The 16,966-nt window shown below is 71.0% G+C and carries 10 protein-coding genes; 4 read left to right on the top strand and 6 right to left on the bottom strand.

Annotated elements, in window-relative coordinates; all coding sequences use genetic code 11:
* Positions 1 to 114: 114 nt before the first annotated feature.
* Entirely contained in the window at positions 115 to 1,515 is a 1,401-nt protein-coding gene (locus tag AC08OQ_RS01595) for an LCP family protein (protein ID WP_476604408.1), read from the bottom strand.
* 509 nt (positions 1,516 to 2,024) lie between these two features.
* On the opposite strand from AC08OQ_RS01595, the gene AC08OQ_RS01600 reads away from it, so the two are divergent.
* Complete coding sequence (locus AC08OQ_RS01600) at positions 2,025 to 3,101, top strand: glucose-1-phosphate thymidylyltransferase (RefSeq protein WP_476595192.1); 1,077 nt, start codon at positions 2,025 to 2,027, stop codon at positions 3,099 to 3,101.
* A 72-nt stretch (positions 3,102 to 3,173) separates the two neighbouring features.
* On the opposite strand, the gene AC08OQ_RS01605 is transcribed toward AC08OQ_RS01600, so the two are convergent.
* Complete coding sequence (locus AC08OQ_RS01605; protein ID WP_476601364.1) at positions 3,174 to 5,039, bottom strand: glycosyltransferase family 39 protein; 1,866 nt, start codon at positions 5,037 to 5,039, stop codon at positions 3,174 to 3,176.
* 150 nt (positions 5,040 to 5,189) lie between these two features.
* Between AC08OQ_RS01605 and rfbD the strand changes: the two genes are divergently transcribed.
* The 3 genes from rfbD to AC08OQ_RS01620 all read left to right on the top strand — a co-directional run bounded on the left by rfbD (position 5,190) and on the right by AC08OQ_RS01620 (position 9,476).
* The gene (gene rfbD / locus AC08OQ_RS01610; RefSeq protein ID WP_476604409.1) at positions 5,190 to 6,098 is read left to right on the top strand and encodes a dTDP-4-dehydrorhamnose reductase; all 909 of its coding nucleotides are present in this window, start codon (positions 5,190 to 5,192) and stop codon (positions 6,096 to 6,098) included.
* 277 nt (positions 6,099 to 6,375) lie between these two features.
* On the top strand, positions 6,376 to 7,965 hold the full coding sequence (locus AC08OQ_RS01615) for an MFS transporter (RefSeq protein ID WP_476601362.1): 1,590 nt from the start codon (positions 6,376 to 6,378) through the stop codon (positions 7,963 to 7,965).
* A gap of 98 nt (positions 7,966 to 8,063) precedes the next feature.
* Entirely contained in the window at positions 8,064 to 9,476 is a 1,413-nt protein-coding gene (locus tag AC08OQ_RS01620) for a hypothetical protein (RefSeq protein WP_476601361.1), read from the top strand.
* A 1,839-nt stretch (positions 9,477 to 11,315) separates the two neighbouring features.
* On the opposite strand, the gene AC08OQ_RS01625 is transcribed toward AC08OQ_RS01620, so the two are convergent.
* From AC08OQ_RS01625 to AC08OQ_RS01640, 4 genes are read right to left on the bottom strand one after another with little or no spacing between them, the layout of a single operon-like run.
* On the bottom strand, positions 11,316 to 12,584 hold the full coding sequence (locus AC08OQ_RS01625) for a glycosyltransferase family 4 protein (protein ID WP_476598923.1): 1,269 nt from the start codon (positions 12,582 to 12,584) through the stop codon (positions 11,316 to 11,318).
* A gap of 50 nt (positions 12,585 to 12,634) precedes the next feature.
* Entirely contained in the window at positions 12,635 to 14,272 is a 1,638-nt protein-coding gene (locus tag AC08OQ_RS01630) for a glycosyltransferase (RefSeq protein ID WP_462186849.1), read from the bottom strand.
* Positions 14,269 to 15,687, bottom strand: coding sequence for a glycosyltransferase family 2 protein (locus AC08OQ_RS01635; RefSeq protein WP_476598924.1), 1,419 nt, complete (start codon positions 15,685 to 15,687; stop codon positions 14,269 to 14,271). Before AC08OQ_RS01635 ends, AC08OQ_RS01630 begins: the two co-directional genes overlap by 4 nt.
* Complete coding sequence (locus tag AC08OQ_RS01640; RefSeq protein ID WP_476598926.1) at positions 15,684 to 16,946, bottom strand: ABC transporter ATP-binding protein; 1,263 nt, start codon at positions 16,944 to 16,946, stop codon at positions 15,684 to 15,686. Before AC08OQ_RS01640 ends, AC08OQ_RS01635 begins: the two co-directional genes overlap by 4 nt.
* Positions 16,947 to 16,966 lie beyond the last annotated feature (20 nt).

The raw sequence follows: 16,966 nt of genomic DNA on the forward strand, positions 1-16,966 counted from the left end.
AAACGCACCGGGCGGTCGCGACCCGCTACGACAAGCTAGCCGTCCGCAACGAAGCAACAGTCACCATCGCCGCGATCAACGAATGGCTGCCCCGATAAACTTCCCAAACAGGCCCTAGTACGTGCACCCCGAGGTGAGATCCGCGGCCGTCGACGGTGAGGCGGGAGGCGGGTCCGCCGCGGCGGACCCGCCGGTCGCCCCGGCGGCTGTGCCGGTACCACCGGTCGATCCGGCGCCCCCGGCCGCTGGACTCGGGTTCACCCCGTCGTAGGACGTGCCCAGGACGAGGGTGATGTGGCCGGCGGGGACGGAGGCGTCCGCGCGCAACCGGCTGCCGGGCACGTCGGCCTGCACGGCATGGGCGGCGGCCTGTTCGCCCGGGCGATAGCGCACCTGTGTCGTCTCCACCACGCCGGCCTGCCACGTCTGCGGCGGGCCGACCCGGAAACCGGCCTGCCGCAGCTCCCCGGCGGCCGTGGCGGCGAGGCCCCCCACCCCGGCGCCGTTGTAGACGTCGATCAGCACCTGTGCCGGGTCGACCGTCGGGGTCGGGGTAACGGAGGATTCCCGCGTGTCACGGGCCCGCCCGCGCAGCGGAGCGAAGAACTTCTCCAGCGTCTCGGGGTCGTAGAGCTGTACGGAGCCGAACCTCGGCAGCTCCCCCACGGCGTTGCCGCCCTCGGCCGGCGTCGGGGCGTGCACGGGGATCGTCTCGAACCGGATCTGATCGGCGGACATCCCGCGCAGCCGTGTCGCGAGCGCGCGCATGTCGTTCATGCTGGTGCCGTCATCGATGGTGAGCGCCCTGGTCGCGGCCTGAAGCAGGTTCTCCAGCCTGACCGGGTTGGCGAGCACCCCGGTCGTGGTTGCCTGGGTGAAGATGGCGCCGATGAACTGCTGCTGGCGGCGGATGCGATCAAAATCGTTGTCGGGTAGGCCGTGGCGTTGGCGGACGAAGGCGAGTGCCCGCTCTCCGTTGAGATGATTTTTGCCTACCGTGCCCCGCCACTGCGACCACGGATCGTACAGATTGGACTTTCCGCCGTTTGGTAGCGGTTTGACGCAGACGGTGACGCCGCCAATGGCATCGGTCATCTCCTTGAAACCGGCCAGATCGACCGAGACATAGTGGTCGATCTTGATGTCGGTGAGATTCTCGATCGTTCTGATCAGGAGACTGGGCCCGCCGAGGGTGATCGCCGAGTTCAGCTTGCCGAGGCCGTGCCCCGGAATGCGCACGAGGATGTCCCTCGGAAAGGAGACCATCGTCGTGGTCCCGTCCACGTCGAGGTGGGCCAGCATCGTCGTGTCCGACCGTTCGCCGGTCACCGCTCCCTGGCTCTCGTACTCGCCGCCGGTGCCCGCCCTGCTGTCCGATCCGACCAGCAGGAAGTTCCGGGTGCCCTCCGCGGCCTCCGCCGGCCGGTCCCCGCCGAGCCCGAGGCGGATCCGGTTGATCTGGGTGTCAAAATACTCGTAGGCGGTCCAGCCGCCCACCGCGGCAAGGAGTACCACGGCGGCGAGTATTGCTGCGACTACCGTGAGCAGGCGGGATGCCAGAGACCGCTCCCGGCGAGTGTCGTGTTCGCCGTCGCGGTTCTGGTGGTCGTCGCGGTTCTGGTGGTCGTCCCGGGTCGGATACGGGCCTCGATACGCACGGGCAGTAGGATTCAGACGATTTCGTCGCCGCGGGGGCGGGCCCTGGGACCCCGCGGACAGACGCGGCGGCGCGTCGGTCACCGTGTCCCCCTCCCAGGCGGCCCGAGATGTCTCCTGGGTCTGGAACGATCAGATGCGCGGTAAGGTTTCCCGCCGGCTGGCCGCCCCGAACCCTGCGACTACCCAACGTACCCGTATCGGGCGGGGTGTACCTGTCGCCGGCCCGGTGCGCATGGAAATACCTGTTGCACAGGTGGGTGTTCGCGGTGACATGCGGGCAAAGGTGGATCGATCTGCCATGTGATAGGAATCACATTGGCGGTTACTTTCTGTTAGCTCAAAGCGGCACGATAGGGTTTCGGATCATGAAGGCCCTCGTCCTTGCCGGTGGTTCGGGAACCCGTCTGCGGCCAATCACCCACACCTCGGCCAAACAGCTTGTCCCAGTGGCGAACAAGCCGGTGCTTTTCTACGGCTTGGAGGCCATCCGTGACGCCGGTATCACCGATGTCGGGATCATCGTGGGGGAGACGGCCGACGAGATCCAGGCGGCGGTAGGTGACGGCTCGGCATTCGGGATCCAGGTCACCTACATCCGCCAGGACGCGCCGCTCGGATTGGCGCATGCCGTGCTCATCGCCCGCGACTTCCTCGTCGATGAACCGTTTGTCATGTACCTCGGCGACAACCTGATTATCGGTGGGATCTCCAGCCTGGTCGAGGAGTTCCGACGGACCACGCCGGACGCCCTGATCCTGCTGACCAGGGTCGACAACCCCTCCGCCTTCGGTGTCGCCGAGCTCGGTGCGGACCGGAAGATCATTCGACTGGTCGAGAAGCCGCTCGTTCCGCCGAGTGACCTGGCGCTCGTCGGCGTCTACATGTTCGGCACCCCCATCCACGACGCCGTGGGGGCGATCAAACCGTCGGCCCGCGGCGAGCTGGAGATCACCGAGGCGATCCAGTGGCTCGTCGACGGCGGATACGAGGTCGCCTCGCACCTGGTCGAGGGTTACTGGAAGGACACCGGCCGACTCGACGACATGCTCGAGACAAACCGCCACCTCCTCGAGTCGATCGAGCCGGCGATCCGTGGCAGCGTTGACGAGCACAGCACGATCGTCGGCCGTGTGGTGATCGAGGAGGGCGCCTCGCTGGTCCGGTCCACCGTGCGCGGGCCGGCCATCATCGGCCGGGACACCACCCTCGTCGATACCTATGTCGGCCCGTTCACCTCGATCTTTCACTCCTGCACCATCGAACGGACCGAGATCGAGTACTCGATCGTGCTGGAGCGGGCGACGATCCGTGGGATCGGGCGGATCGAGGACTCGTTGATCGGCCGGGATGCCGAGGTCGTCCCCTCCGCGGCCCTGCCCAGGGCGCATCGGCTCATGCTGGGCGACCACTCCCGCGTCTCGGTGGCTACGACGGGGACCTGAGGCCCGCTCGGAGCGGACCTCCCTTGCACATCCGCGACGGACTTCGTGGGGCGGGCGTCGGCCGGTGACCGCCTACGCCCGGACCCGATCCCGGACCCGATCCCGTGACCGCGCCCCCGCCCGCGCGCCCCCGGCTCCGCCCGCCCGCACCGCGACGGCGAGGCAGAGAACGACGAGCACCGCCGACAGCACGAAGACCGTGATCGTGACGCCGACCGGGAACGGCGCCCAGCGGCCGGCCCCCGCGACGACCTCGGGAACGCGAGCCGGGGTGAAGGACACCTGGCGCGGCAACCAGTAGTATGAACAGATCGCCAGCAGCCCCAGACCCTGCATCAGCAGCGCGCTGACCAGCGTGACGGCGGGTGCCAGTCGCTCCCGGCCGCGCAGCGCCGTGCGCAGGCCCAGAGCGAACACCACCCCCAGACCGACCAGTCCCAGGTAGAGATACCGGCCCTGGACGGCAATGCCGCGGGTGTACTGCTGGTACTCCGCCCAGCTGCGCTGCCCGACCATCAGGTAGGCGAAAGCGACCGGGAGCAGCAGTACCGCCGGCCCGGCATCGCTCGCCAGCCGGTCCGGCCGCGCGGCGCGGCGTGGTCCGGCGACCAGCGCGGCCGCGCACAGTCCGACGACCGCCCCGGTCGCCACGACGATGGCGACCGGGGAGAGCTGGGGCGGCTCGAACAGGCCGAGCCCGCCCCAGAAGCGGCTGATCATAGTCCGGAAGAAGTACCAGAACCAGGTGAGAAAGGAGTCCGGAAGCAGCAGTGGTTCCCGCCGCGGCGGGTTCGTCGCCCACCCGTTCGGCTGGACGGCGTCGTACAGGACGTAGTTCCTGATCCACCACCAGCCTCCCAGGGCGAGCCCGAGGCCGACCGCCAGCGTGGCCGGCGTCCATGGCAGGGAGCCAATCGCGCGACGCGACGCGAAAAGTCGGCCGGCCGGATACGCAGACCGCTCCGGTGCATGCCGGCCCGCACGCCGCAGGTGCCACCAGCCGACCAGATAGGCGGCGATGATCACGGCCGGCAGGGCCAGCGCGAACGCCTTGGACAGCAGGGCGATTCCCAACCAGATTCCGGCCCAGGCGGCTGCGCGGCGACGCATGTCGCCGCGCAGCACACCCACGAGGGTGACGGTCAGCCCGCCGGTGGCGAGCATCAGGATGCCGTCATTGTTGAAGGTGGCACCGACCCTGGTGAACCCGGGTACGGCGAGTGGCAGGGCCGCCGCGGCGAGAGCCGATGGTTGATCCAGTCCGAAGCGGCGTGCCGCCAGCCATGCCAGCAGGGGCAGCGGCGCGACCACCAGGATGTTCAACAGACGCAGGACGAAGACCTGCTGGTCATAGGCCCAGTGCTTGGAGCCCGGCAGGGCGTCGAGCAGCCTGGCGCCGACCACGTAGATCAATGGTGGATGCTGCACCATCTGGTTGGAGAGGCGGCCGTCGCCGACGGGGGTAACCCCACCGAGGGCGTCGAACGCCTGGCGCTGGCCGCGTGGCGTCGGATCGATCTCGGCGAAGGACGGGGAGCCCCGCTGTTTCCCACCGGCCTGGAACATGTCCTGGAAGCGGCCGCGGTCGAAGTCGTCAGAGGTCGCGGCTACACCCGTCGAGATGATCTTCTTGCCTGGTGCGGGCCAGCCGACTCCGTGCTGCAGGCCGTAGACCATGTCCACGTGCTGAGCCTCGTCGTATCCCGTCCAGGTCGGATACACGAACGCGTAGCTGAGCAGCAGGCCGAGGTGAACCGCCGTGATGAGGAGCAGTAACACCGGCACGCGCCGCGGACCGGGCATCGACACCGCCTCGGCGGCCTCGCCTCGCGCCTCGGTCGCCGGTTGGGTCCCCGCCGGCCGGGTCCCCGCCGCGGAATCAGGCGCGGGACCGGCGGTGTAGCTACGGTCGATGATCGGCGGTTCTGGGGCGTCCATGGTTGACGCCAGCGTAGACGACCGATGTGAGAGGTTCGGACGAGCTCGGCGTGGGGTAACCGTCGCCTGTCTGTTGCCCTCTTCTCGACACGGGCTGATCCTGGGTGGATCCTGAACCGGGCGGGTCAGGGTGTCTGCGACACTCGGAAGGTGCGTTTTCTCGTGACCGGTGCCGCCGGTCAGCTCGGGGCCGACCTTTGCCGGCTGCTCGAGGCTCGAGCCGCGGAACCGGACTCCGGGGTGTACGGCTGGGCCGGTCTGACCCGGGCGGAGTTCGACATCACCGATTCGGCCCGGGTGCGCGCCGTCCTGCGCGACCAGGCGCGTCCCGCGAAGACCCAGGGTGGGCTGGTCGTCTTCAACACGGCGGCTTGGACAAACGTCGACGCGGCGGAGTCGGACGAGGCTGGCGCCTACGCGGTCAACGCCACGGGGCCGGCGCACCTCGCCGCAGCCTGCGCCGAGGTCGGCGCGACCCTGATCCACATCTCGACTGACTACGTCTTCGACGGGCGGGCCGCCAAGCCCTACGAGGTCGACGATCCTACCGGTCCCGTCTCGGCATACGGCCGGACGAAACTGGCCGGGGAGGAGGCTGTCCGAGGCCTGCTGCCCGATGCCTCGTACGTGGTGCGCACCGCATGGATCTATGGCCGGACCGGCAGCAACTTCGTGAAGACGATCTCGCGACTGGCCCGTGAGCGGGACACGCTGTCCGTTGTGGACGATCAGGTGGGCTCGCCGACCTGGTCGGCCGATCTCGCGTCGGGGCTGATCGAGCTCGCTTCCTCGGCGGCACCGACCGGCGTCTACCACTGCACGAACGCCGGCGAGACCACGTGGTTCGGCTTCGCCCGCGAGATCGTCGCCGCGCTGGGCCAGGACCCGGCCAAGGTGACGCCGACGACGACGGAGGCATTTCCCCGTCCGGCCCGGCGCCCGGCCTACGCGGTGCTCTCCGGGCGGTCGTGGGTGGACGCGGGACTCACTCCTCCGCGGGCCTGGGACGCCGCGCTGTCCGCGACCTTCGTCGCGGCGGGCGACGCGCTGCGCGGCTGATCGTTCTGCCGGGTACCGATCTTTCTGCCGATCGTTGCGCGACCGGCCACCGTCGGCCCACCGCGCCCCCGGCCGCGGGCGGGGGCGGGGGCGTGTCTGACTCTCGCCTGGTTCTCGCCTGCTGTCCGGTCCCCCGCCCGGCCCCGTCTTCCCGATCCGCCCGGCCCTTCGGCGACGGTTCCCGGTGGGCGCCGATCGTGTTGACTGTCACAGTAGAATTTTGCAGGATGAGAATAAGTGCGTATACTACAAAGTTGTAGGGGGGTCCGGGGGAGCGGTGGCGGAGCGCCCTCCCGAGGAGGAGCCGCTGGCGGCGTTGCGGGCGGTCATGCTGGATCGGGCCGCCCTCGTCGCGCCCGATCAGGCCGAGCTGTGGCGCGTCCGGCTTGCGATCATCCGTGCCCATCTGCATCTGACCATGGCCAACGCGGCCAGCTGGAGTTCCTACGAACGCGCTCTCGCCGAGGCGATCGGCCGGCGTTGCGGGCTCGATCCCGATCGTGACCCCCACCCCGTCGTGCTGGTCGCGACGACGTTGGCCGTCGTGCGGACCCTGACCGTGCGGTGGCAGGAGTCCCCGGATGACGCCTCGTTGCCCGACACTCTCGGCCGCGCCTTCGACGCTGTCCAAGGGCTCGATGGCGGCGGGTTGATCATCAGTGTAATAACGATCATCAGTGATCTCGTTCCGCCGCGCGATCGAGGCCGTTACCAGGGGCTGTTCGGCGCGACGTTCGGCGTGTCGTCGGTGGTCGGTCCGCTACTCGGCGGCCTGTTCGTCGATCATCTCTCCTGGCGCTGGGTCTTCTACGTGAACCTGCCGGTGGGCGCGGTCGCCCTGGTGGTGACGGCGTTGGCGCTCCCGGCGACGAGGAACCGCATCAGGCACGTCATCGACTACCTCGGCACCGTGCTCCTGGCCATGGCGACGACCAGCCTCGTGTTGCTGACCAGCCTGGTTGGCACCACCTACGCCTGGGGATCACCGGAGATCATCGGGATGGGCGTCGCGGGAGTTGTGCTCCTCGTCGGGTTCGTGTTCGTCGAACGAGTGGCGGTCGAACCCGTGCTGCCGCTGACCCTGTTCCGGGTCCGGGTGTTCTCGGTGGCCGGCGCGGTCGGCTTCGTCGTCGGCTTCGCGATGTTCGGCGCGATCGTCTTCCTACCGCTGTTCCTCCAGGTGGTGAAGGGAGTCGACCCGACGGACTCCGGCCTGCAGATGCTGCCGGTGATGGGTGGGCTGCTACTCAGCTCGATCATCTCCGGCCGGCTCATCAGCCGGTGGGGCCGTTACAAGATCTTCCCGGTCGTCGGTACCGCGATGATGTCGATCGGCCTGTTCCTGCTGTCGTTCATCAGTCCCGACATCTCTACGCTGCAGCTCACGTTGTCCATGTTCCTTCTCGGGGTCGGGATCGGCGCGGTCCTGCAGGTCCTGGTCATGGCCGTGCAGAACGCTGTCGACTACCGGCAGATGGGCGTGGCCACCTCGGGTGCGACCTTCTTCCGGTTCATCGGCGGGTCGTTCGGTACCGCCGTATTCGGCGCGATCTTCGCGAACCAGCTCAGAGGTAACCTCGCCGAGCGGTTCGCGGGCATCCCGTTGCCACCCGGTCTGTCCGCCTCCGGTTCCAACATCACCCCCCAGGTGCTCCACAGGCTGCCCCCGACGATCCGGGACGGATTCGTCCAGGCGTTCTCGGACGCGATGCAGACCGTCTTCCTGGTGGCGGTGCCGATCGGTCTGTGCGCCTTCGCGCTGGCCTGGTTGCTGCCCGAGATCCGCCTGGGAAACACCGTCGGTGGCGCGCGGCCCGCGGCGCCGGGCTCGGCGGAGTCCGACGAGACCGCGGAGGTCCTCAAGTAGCCGCGATTCCGACCGCGCGTCGGCGCCTGCGCGGGACGCCCCGTCGGCACGCGGTCTTTCTGCTGCTGGTCGCCGCCGGGATCGCTGCCCGGGTCCTGGTGATCGTCACCTACCCGCCCGCGCTGATGTACCTCGGGGATTCGGCGGCCTACCTCGACCAGGCATGGCGGGACATCTGGCCGGGCGACTGGCGGCCGTCGGGCTACCCGATGTTCCTGCGGATCCTCGACGGGCAGGCCCACCTGACGCGGGTCGTCGTCGTCCAGCACCTGCTCACGCTGGGCGCGGTGGTGGCGCTCTATGCGGTGGCGTTGCGGGTTGCTCGCCGGCCGTGGCTCGCTGCCCTCGCCGCCACCCCCGCCTTGCTCTCCCCGTGGGTGCTGGACCTCGGCCAGTTCGTCCTCGCCGACAGCCTGTTCGGGGTTCTCGTCTCGGTCGGCGTGGCGCTGCTCGCGTTACCGGGACGCCCTCGGCCCGTTGCCTGCGCCGCCGCCGGCCTGCTGCTCGGAGCCTGCCTGTGCGTGCGGACGGTGGGCTACGGCCCGCTGGCGGTCGGCCTGGTCGTCCTGCTCGGCACCGTGCTGGCCGACCGGCGGCGCGCGACTTCCCGGGCCGGGTCGGTTGCCGCTCCTCGGGCGGCCCGACCCGTCCTCGCCTTCGCGCTGGCCGCCGCCGCGCCGATCCTGGCCTACTCTGGGTGGAGCGCCTCGGCGGGAGGGGGCTTCGCCGTTTCCGCGCACTCCGGGTTCTTCCTGTACGGGCGGGTGGCGCCGTTCGCGGATTGTTCCGCGCTGTCGCGAGCGGACCTGCGCACCCTGTGCGACCCACGGCCGGTCGACCAGCGCGGTTCGCCGGTTCGCTACCTGTGGCCGGCCGACTCCCCTCTGCGCCAGGGGCACCGGCACATCCCACCGGGACGGGAGGACCTCGCGGCCGAGTTCGCGGGCGAGGTCGTGCGTGACCAGCCGTGGATGCTGGTGACGACGTCGGCCCGGTACCTCGTCGGCTATCTCTCCCCGGTCCGGCATGAGACGACGAAGACCTCGCGGGCGGACACCTGGGAACTGCCGTCCAGCGTGACCAACGTGCTGACCCCGGACGATCCGCATGCCGACGACGGCTATTTCGTCGCGACCGAGGTGCACAACCCCGCGGCGGGCTGGCTGGCCGTCTACTCCCGCCTGGCCTACGCTCCGATGCCGCTCGTCGGCCTGGGCCTGCTGGCGGGTCTCGCGGCAGTACTGCTCGAGGCCGTTCGCCGGGTGCGCAGGAGCGGGGTGACGGCAGCGTGGCCGGGGGTCGGGCGGCTGTTCTGGCTGGCCGCCGGGGCCGGCCTGTCGACCCTTGTGCTGTCCGCGCTGACCTCCGGATTCGACTACCGCTACCTCGCCGCGGTCATCGGGCCGATCGGATCGGCCGCGATCCTGGGCGTGGCCGGATTCGTTGCCGCGCTCCAAACCCGGACCGCCGGAGAGCGCCGGCCGCCGGATAACGGACCGCCGGACAGCTGACGCCAAGCGGACGATACCGTCGTATCCGCCAAACGATCGTCGCTGATGTTCGACGGGCTGACCGGCGTTGTGGCGTGGTAGTCGGGGCGACACCGCCCGGCCGATGCTGAGAGGGTTGCCGACGTGCCTGGCGGGGATGCGTGGCAGGCGGTCGAAACCTCCACGCAGGTGCCTGGGACCGGTGCGGCGCCGGAGGCCTGGCGGGTGTCGGAGGTCCGGCGGGTGTCGGATCCGGGGCGGCGCTGGCTTGTGACCGGGGTGGTCGCGGCCGGCATGGTTTTCTCCGCGCTCGGCGTGCTCGTCGCCGCGGTCGTGCCTCCCTTCACCTCGGCCGACGAGGCACAGCACACCGCCTACGCGTTCGTCGTCGCTGACGGCTCGTTGCCCGTGCTCGACTCGCCCGTGCACTCCCGCATCCCGAGCATGCCGGGACTGCCCGCCGACTGCGTGGTGTCGCCGCAGCAGGCGCGGGCCGCGGTGGCCTCCCACGTCGATCGGCTCTGCGGGGCGCGCCTCGGCCGACCACTGACGAATGTCGACCTCACCTACACCGCGAACCATCCACCGCTGTTCTACGCGGTCGAGGCCGTCCCGCTCCGGACGGGCGTCGCGCTGGATCATCCGCTGGCCGGTTTCCGGGCCGCCCGCCTTCTCAACGTGGCGTTCGGGATCATCGCGGTGATCGCGACCGCGGCGCTGGTCCGCGGTGTGCTGCCGGGGCGGCCCGGTGTCGCCGTCGGCGCGGCGGCGATCGTCGGCGTGGTCGGCATGTTCGTCCTCATCTCCGGCCAGGTCTACAACGACACCCTGGCGGTGGCGACCATTACCGGCCTGCTCGCGGTGGCCGTCGCGATCATCCGCCGGGGACCGGGGCCGCGGACCCTGGCGGCGCTGGCGGTGCTCGGCCCGGCCGCGGCGGCGAGTCGGGCCAGTGGCGCGTTGGCCGTCGCGGTGGTCGTCCCGGCTCTCGGTGCCGCCGTCTCGATGCGGACGTCCGGTGGCCGGCTGCGGCGAGCCGGGCGTGGCCTAACGGCCGCGGTCACGCTCGTCGCGCTGACTTTCGCCGCGACCGGCTGGTTCTACCTGCGTAACGTGCGCCGGTACGGCGATCCCACCGCCTCGGGCCGGGTCGCCGAGATGTTCCCGATCCGCGATGGGCGGACGTCGGCCTGGCAGGTATTACGTGACAGCGACTTCTGGTGGCACGCCTACCGCGGGTTCTTCGGACGTCCCGTCCTGCTGACCGGTCACGCCCGGACGATCGCCGTCGGGGTCGCGGTCGTGACCGGCGCGGGCCTGGTGGCGGCGGGGGTTCGGGTCCTGGGCGCCCGGCTGCGGACCGCTGCACGCCCGGCCGCCCGGATCGCGGGTACCACCGAGGCCCGGCCGGTGGACGACGGGGTGGACGACGGGCACTCCGAGGCGGATCCGCCGGGAGGCCGGCTGGCCGGCAGCGTCGTCATCGGCCTTCTGCTCACCCTGCACTGCCTGCTCGTCGTCGCCACCCTGGTGGGATACGTCGCCGTCGGAGGCGCGCCGTTCACCCGGTACCTGCTGCCGATGCTGCCGATCCTCGCCTTCGTCGTCGCGGCCTGCTGCGGGTCGTTGCCGCTGGGCCGCCGCGGCCTGCCGACGGTCGCGGTCGTCGCCGCGCTGGCGGCGCTCACCGTGGTCATGCTCATCCGTGACCTGGCATTCAAGCGGCCCGCGCTCGCCCCGCTGGCGAACCTGGACCGGCTGCGGGCCGCCTGGGACCAGACGGCCCCGGGCCCGCCCGACCTCGGGCTGTCGTGCCTGGCGGGATGGGCCGTTCTCGGCGGTGTCCTGCTCGTTGTCGCGTTATGGAAGCTCGGTGACCCGGCGGTAGACGGCCGCGGTGAGCTGCGCGGTGCGCCGCCAGGTGAACGTGCGGGCGTGCGCCCGGCCGGCGTCGGTGTCGCCGGGGGAGTCGAGCAGCTCCAGGATCGCCTCGGCGAGGTCGTCGGCGAACGAGTCGCGGTCGGTCTGCCGAACGAGCCGCACCGGACTGCTGGGCCGGGTGATGGCCCGTCCGGGGGCCTGGCCAGGGGTCCGGCCGGCGGGGGCGGCGACGTCGACGAGAGCGGCGGTGACCTCCCGCACGGTCGGGATGTCGGCGGCGACCACCGGAGTCCCGGCGGCGAGCGCCTCCAGGGGGGGTAGACCGAAGCCCTCGTACCGGGACGGGAAGCACAGCACGCTCGCTCCGGCGACGGTCGTCCGCAGCGCCTCGCTGTCGAGGTAACCGGCGGCGACGACGGCGTCGGACGGCAGGTTCGCCAGGTCCAGCGCCGGTCCCCACCCCGGAGGCCCGACGAGCACCAACGGCGGAGCGTCGATTTTCGCCGCGTGCAGTCGGCGGACCGCCTCCAGCAGCGCCGGGAGGTTCTTGCGGGGCTCCACCGAACCGACGAACAGCAGGTACCGCTCGGGCAGGCCACGGGCCCTGCGCCAGGCGAGGCTCGGCTTCGCCGTGGTGAACCAGGCGTCGTCGACGCCGAGCGGCGTCGGGGTCACCAGTGCGGGGTCGAGCCGGTAGGCCGTCACCACCTCGTCGGCCACCGCGCGGCTGGGCGTCAGCACGGCGGACGCCCGGCGCAGGCCGCGGGGGACCAGATCGCTGTAGCGGGCGGACGCCCCCGTCACCGTGTCCGGGGTACGCAGGTAGGACAGGTCATGGATGGTCAGCACACCGCGGGCCCGGCGCAGGGGTGGAAGGACGAAGTTCGTCGCGTGCATGACGTCGGCGGGGCCGGTGAGCCACTCGACGGGCGGGTACTCCGAGCGGGCCCAGGCGTCCTGCAACAGCCGGGCCGGTGCCCGCCGGGCCGCCGTTCGCACCCCGGCCGGCAGCGCGCCCGGGAGCTCGCCCAACCCGCGCCAGGTGAACGCCGTCGCCGCGAGTTCCCACCCGGCCTCGGCTTCCCACCCGGCCTCGGCTTCCCACCCGGCCCCGGCTTCCCACCCGGCCCCGGCTTCCCACCCGGGCTCGGTGGCGAGCCGGGCGAGCCCGGTCAGCAGATGCTCGGTGTAATGGCCGACCCCGGTGCGTTGCCCGAGCAACGGCGTGCCGTCCAGCATGACCCTCATGCCGGGATCACCCCCTCCTTTCCGGGAGTGCCACGCCACACCGCGCCGCTTCACCGCTCGTACAGCCCGTGCCGGGTGGCGATCTCCCGCCACTGCCGCGCGAACGCCGCATCGGAGAAGGTCTGGGCGCGTTCGATCGCCGCGGCGGCGAGCCGACCGCGCAGACCGTCCTCGGCGGCGAGCCGGCGAGTGAAGGAGGCAACCTGCTCCGAGCCGGTCCATCGGTAGCCGTCGACCCCGTGCCGGACGATTTCTCGCTGGCCGGCCCGGTCGATGACGACGGGAACGCAGCCCCCGGCCATCGCCTCGACGGTGGTCATCCCGAAGTGCTCCGCCGTCCAGGGACGCCGGTCGTCGTCCTCGCCGTACCCGGTGGCCGACCAGAACACCGAGCTGGTCGAGAGCAGCCGTTCGACCTCGGCGCGCGGGGCGTTGGGATGGATCTGCACCGGCAGCCCCGCGCCGGCCGCCCGGACCTGCTCCAGGTAGGGCAGTTGAGAGTCCTCACAGCCGCCGACGACGTGCATCGTCCAGTCGGGCAGGTCGCCCGCGCGGTACAGGTCGCCGAACCACTGCACCATCTCCAGCTGTCGCTTGGCGTGGCCGAGGCCGGGGGCGAAGAACCGGCCGACGGTGACGACGGCCTTCTCCCGCCGCGGCGCCGGATGCAGCCGTTCCACCTGGATGGGGGGGAACAGCAGGTCGGCGTCGCGCTTCCACAACCGGCGGATCCAGCCGCGGGTGAACCGCGAGTTGGCCATGACCACGTTGTAGCCGTCGAGGTAGCCGAGGTCGGCCGGGTCCCGCAGCAGCCAGGGGAAACGCAGCGGGAGCCGGGCGATCGGCCCCTCGCCACCGTCGGTGACCCGGGGCCGGCTCACCGCCACGCCGAGTTCGCGCACGTCCGCCGCGCCCGGCGAGAACGCGTCACTGACCAGGGTGAGCTCGGTACCGTTCGCCGACGGCGGCAGCGATACCTCGAACGGGGTGAAGTCGGTGCCGATCTGCAGCTTGGCCAGCACGCTGCCGTCGGCGTCGAGGAGGCGCAAGGCCGTGCCGACGGGCGCGCCGGGCCGGCCGATATCGGCGCGCAGGGTGCGCCGCTCGCCCGGGCTGACAGCGAGGATGCCCGCCCCGTTCGTCCAGGTCCACTGCCGGCGGCGGCCGCCCTCCGGCGGGTACCAGCCCTGGCCGAAGCTCACCGCCGGGCGAACCCCGCGCAGCAGCGGCCCGGCCGTGCGGACCGCGGCCTTACGCCAGGCCGCCATGTCGTGGTCGAACGGCGTCGGGAAGAAGCACAGGTACGCCGAGTGGCGGGCCTTCGGCATGATCCGGCTCATGTACGAACCGTTCACGAACAGGTCGTAGCGCCCGGAGAGGACGGCGATGGCCTCCTCGCCCCGGTCCGGCAACCGCACGTACCGGCAGCCGGCGAGATCCAGCCCGAGATGCTCGCCGAGCGCCGCGAGGTCGACCTCGGAGTGCCCGAGGAGGTCGACCGCGGCGCCCTCGGCGGCCAGTACCTGGGCGATCATGCCGTTGTGGCGTTCCCCGCCGCCCATGGAGTGCCAGAACCGGTTGTAGACCGCCGCCCGCACCCCGCCGGCCGGTCGGTCGCCCTCGGCCGGTGCGTCGCCGGCCGGTTGGTCGTTCTCGGCCGGTTGGCCGGCTCTCGCGGGATCGTTCATCGGGACACCAGCCAGCTTTGCAGGCTCGCCCGCCGTTGCGCGGCGCTGCGCCCGATCTCGCGCCGGGCCCGCAGCATGTCGGGCAGCAGCCGCAGGTAGGAGCCGTACACTCGCAGCCGCAGCAGGGTCGGTCGGATCGCGGGTCGGCTGCGCGCGCGCTGTGCCTGGCGCAGCGTGCGCACCGCGATCGAGACCGTGGTCAGCGGGTAGCGGATCACGGCGGCCAGCGCCATCGGCGCGGTCGCGTCCTTGGTGAGCATCAGCAGCCGGTTGCGGTCGGTGTGGAAGATGAACAGCGGTGACCATTCGACGCTCGACGCCGAGTGGATGTGACGCAGCACCGCCCCCGGGACGTAGCGGATGCCGTACCCGCGGGCCCGGATCCGCCAGGACAGGTCGGTGTCCTCGTAGTAGAGGAAGAACGCGTCGTCGAACCAGCCGAGCTCGTGGCCGAGCGGCGAGCGGATCGCCATCCCGTTCCCGCAGGCGGTGAACACGTCCTCCGGCTGGTCGAACTGGCCGGCGTCGACCTGCTGGTAACCGCGGTCGGCACCGTAACCGTCGGTCAGGACGATGCCGCCGACGTTGTTGATGACGTCCACCCGCGGCGCCTCACCGCCGACGGTCAGCGACACCGTCGTCGACTCGGGGCCCACCGCGAGGTCCGCCCGCCCTCCGGCCGACGTGCCCGTCGGGCCGTCCCAGCTCAGGGTGACCTGTTTGCGCGATTCCGCCGCCCAGGTGAACCCGAGGGTGACCGGGCCGCCGTCGGGGATCGGCACGCACAGTTCGCCGTCCCCTCGGGTCCAGAAGTACGGCGAGCCGCTCGGTCCCTCGGCACCGTAGGTGAGTTTCTCCCAGAGCACCTCGCGCAGCGCCTCGCGCCCGTTCACCGTCACCGAGGACACCCGCACTCCCAGCTCGCGGGAGTCGTGCGGACCCGGGACGAAGGTCGGCGTGTGCAGCCTGATCCGCAGGAACCGGGGGAGGAAGACGACCTTGCCGGTGGTGGCGCCGAGATGCCGGCCGCCGGGCTCGTCGAACGGCGCCAGCAGCGCGGCGAGCCAGGTGGGCTCGGGGATCGCGTCGTTGTTCACCAGGACCGCGAAGGGCGTCGTGACCTGGCGCAGCGCCAGGTTGTTGCCGCCGGCGAAACCGAGGTTGCGCTCCGCGGGCACCACGCGTACCCAGGGGTATCGCTCGGCGAGCAGCTCCCGTGAGCCGTCGGACGAGGCGTTGTCGACTACCCAGGTTTGGTAGGCGAAATCCGCCTCCTGCTTGGCGATGCCGTCCAGGCAGGCCGGGAGGAGATGTGCGCCGTTCCAGTTGACGATCATGATGGTCGCCAGCGGCTCGGCGGTCTTCGACTCGGCGGCCGATCCCGCCGCCGGCCGGGTCGGGCGTTCCTCGCTCATCCGCGCAACCTCGCATCGTAGTCGACCTTGAGCAGTCCGTCCGCCTGCGCACCACCGACGCCGAACAGCTCCTCGAACCGGCGGGTGGTGACCGGGGCGCCGGTGGCGGCGTCCGAGACGTGCACCTTCACCGCGAAGGCGCCGAGCAGTTCGGGCAGGCGTGGTACCGAGAAGTCGACGATGTGGCGGCCCGGCCCGATGGCGAGCCCGCCGGGTGGCGTCTCCATCATCCAGATCGGTACCTCGCTCTGGCCGACGATGTAGGTGTGCAGGTACACGTGCTCGGGGGCACCCTCGGTGACGTCGAACTCGACGCTGACGGTGAGGGACTCGCCGGGGCCGTACTGCACGGTGGGCAGTCCGCCCGGCTTGTGGCTGAAGGTGACCGACTCCGGCCTGACCGTGGCGTACTGGTAGGAGACCGGTTCCCCCGCGGGCAGGCTGCCCAGCTTCTGCCGCAGCAGTTTGGTACCCACGGCCGGCGGGCCGTCGAAGAACAGCGACCCGGACTCCAGGACCAGGATGCGATCGCACATGTTCTCGATGAGGTCGAGGGAGTGCGTCACGAACAGGATCGTGCGGCCCTGCGCCCGGAATTCGGCGATCTTGGCCAGGCACTTGCGCTGGAACGCCTCGTCCCCGACGGCCAGGACCTCGTCGACGAGCAGCACGTCCGGGTCGACGTGCACGGCGACGGCGAAGCCGAGGCGGACGTACTGGCCCGACGAGTAGTGCTTGACATCATCGTCGATCTTGTGGCGCAGCTCGGAGAAGTCGACGATGGAGTCGAAGAGCTGATCGATCTCCCGTTTGGACAGCCCGAGCAGGGACGCGTTGAGGTAGACGTTGTCCCGGCCGGAAAGCTCGCCGTTGAACCCGGCACCGAGTTCGAGCAGCGAGGCGATCCGACCGTGCACCGCGACCCGTCCGTCCGTCGGGCGCAGGATCCCGGTGAGCACCTTGAGCAGCGTCGACTTGCCCGAGCCGTTCGCACCGGCGAGACCGACCGTCTGGCCTCGCCCGATCGTCACGTCGATGTCGCGCAGTGCCCAGAAGTCGTCCCCGGCGGGGCCGCCCCGACGGACGAACCGTTCCTTCAGACTGGTCGCCCGGTTGTGGTAGGAGACGAATTTCTTGCTCACTCCGGCGGCCTCGATCACCACGGGCGCCTCGCGCGCCGGGCCGGGTGGCGTGGCGGCCTCCCTGCCCTCGGGCGGGGCGGCGGGGCTCGGCGGGTACGCGGACGAGTGTCGGGCCACTACTGCTACTCCTTGCTGGC

The sequence above is a fragment of the Frankia sp. CcCS3 genome (assembly GCF_977927575.1).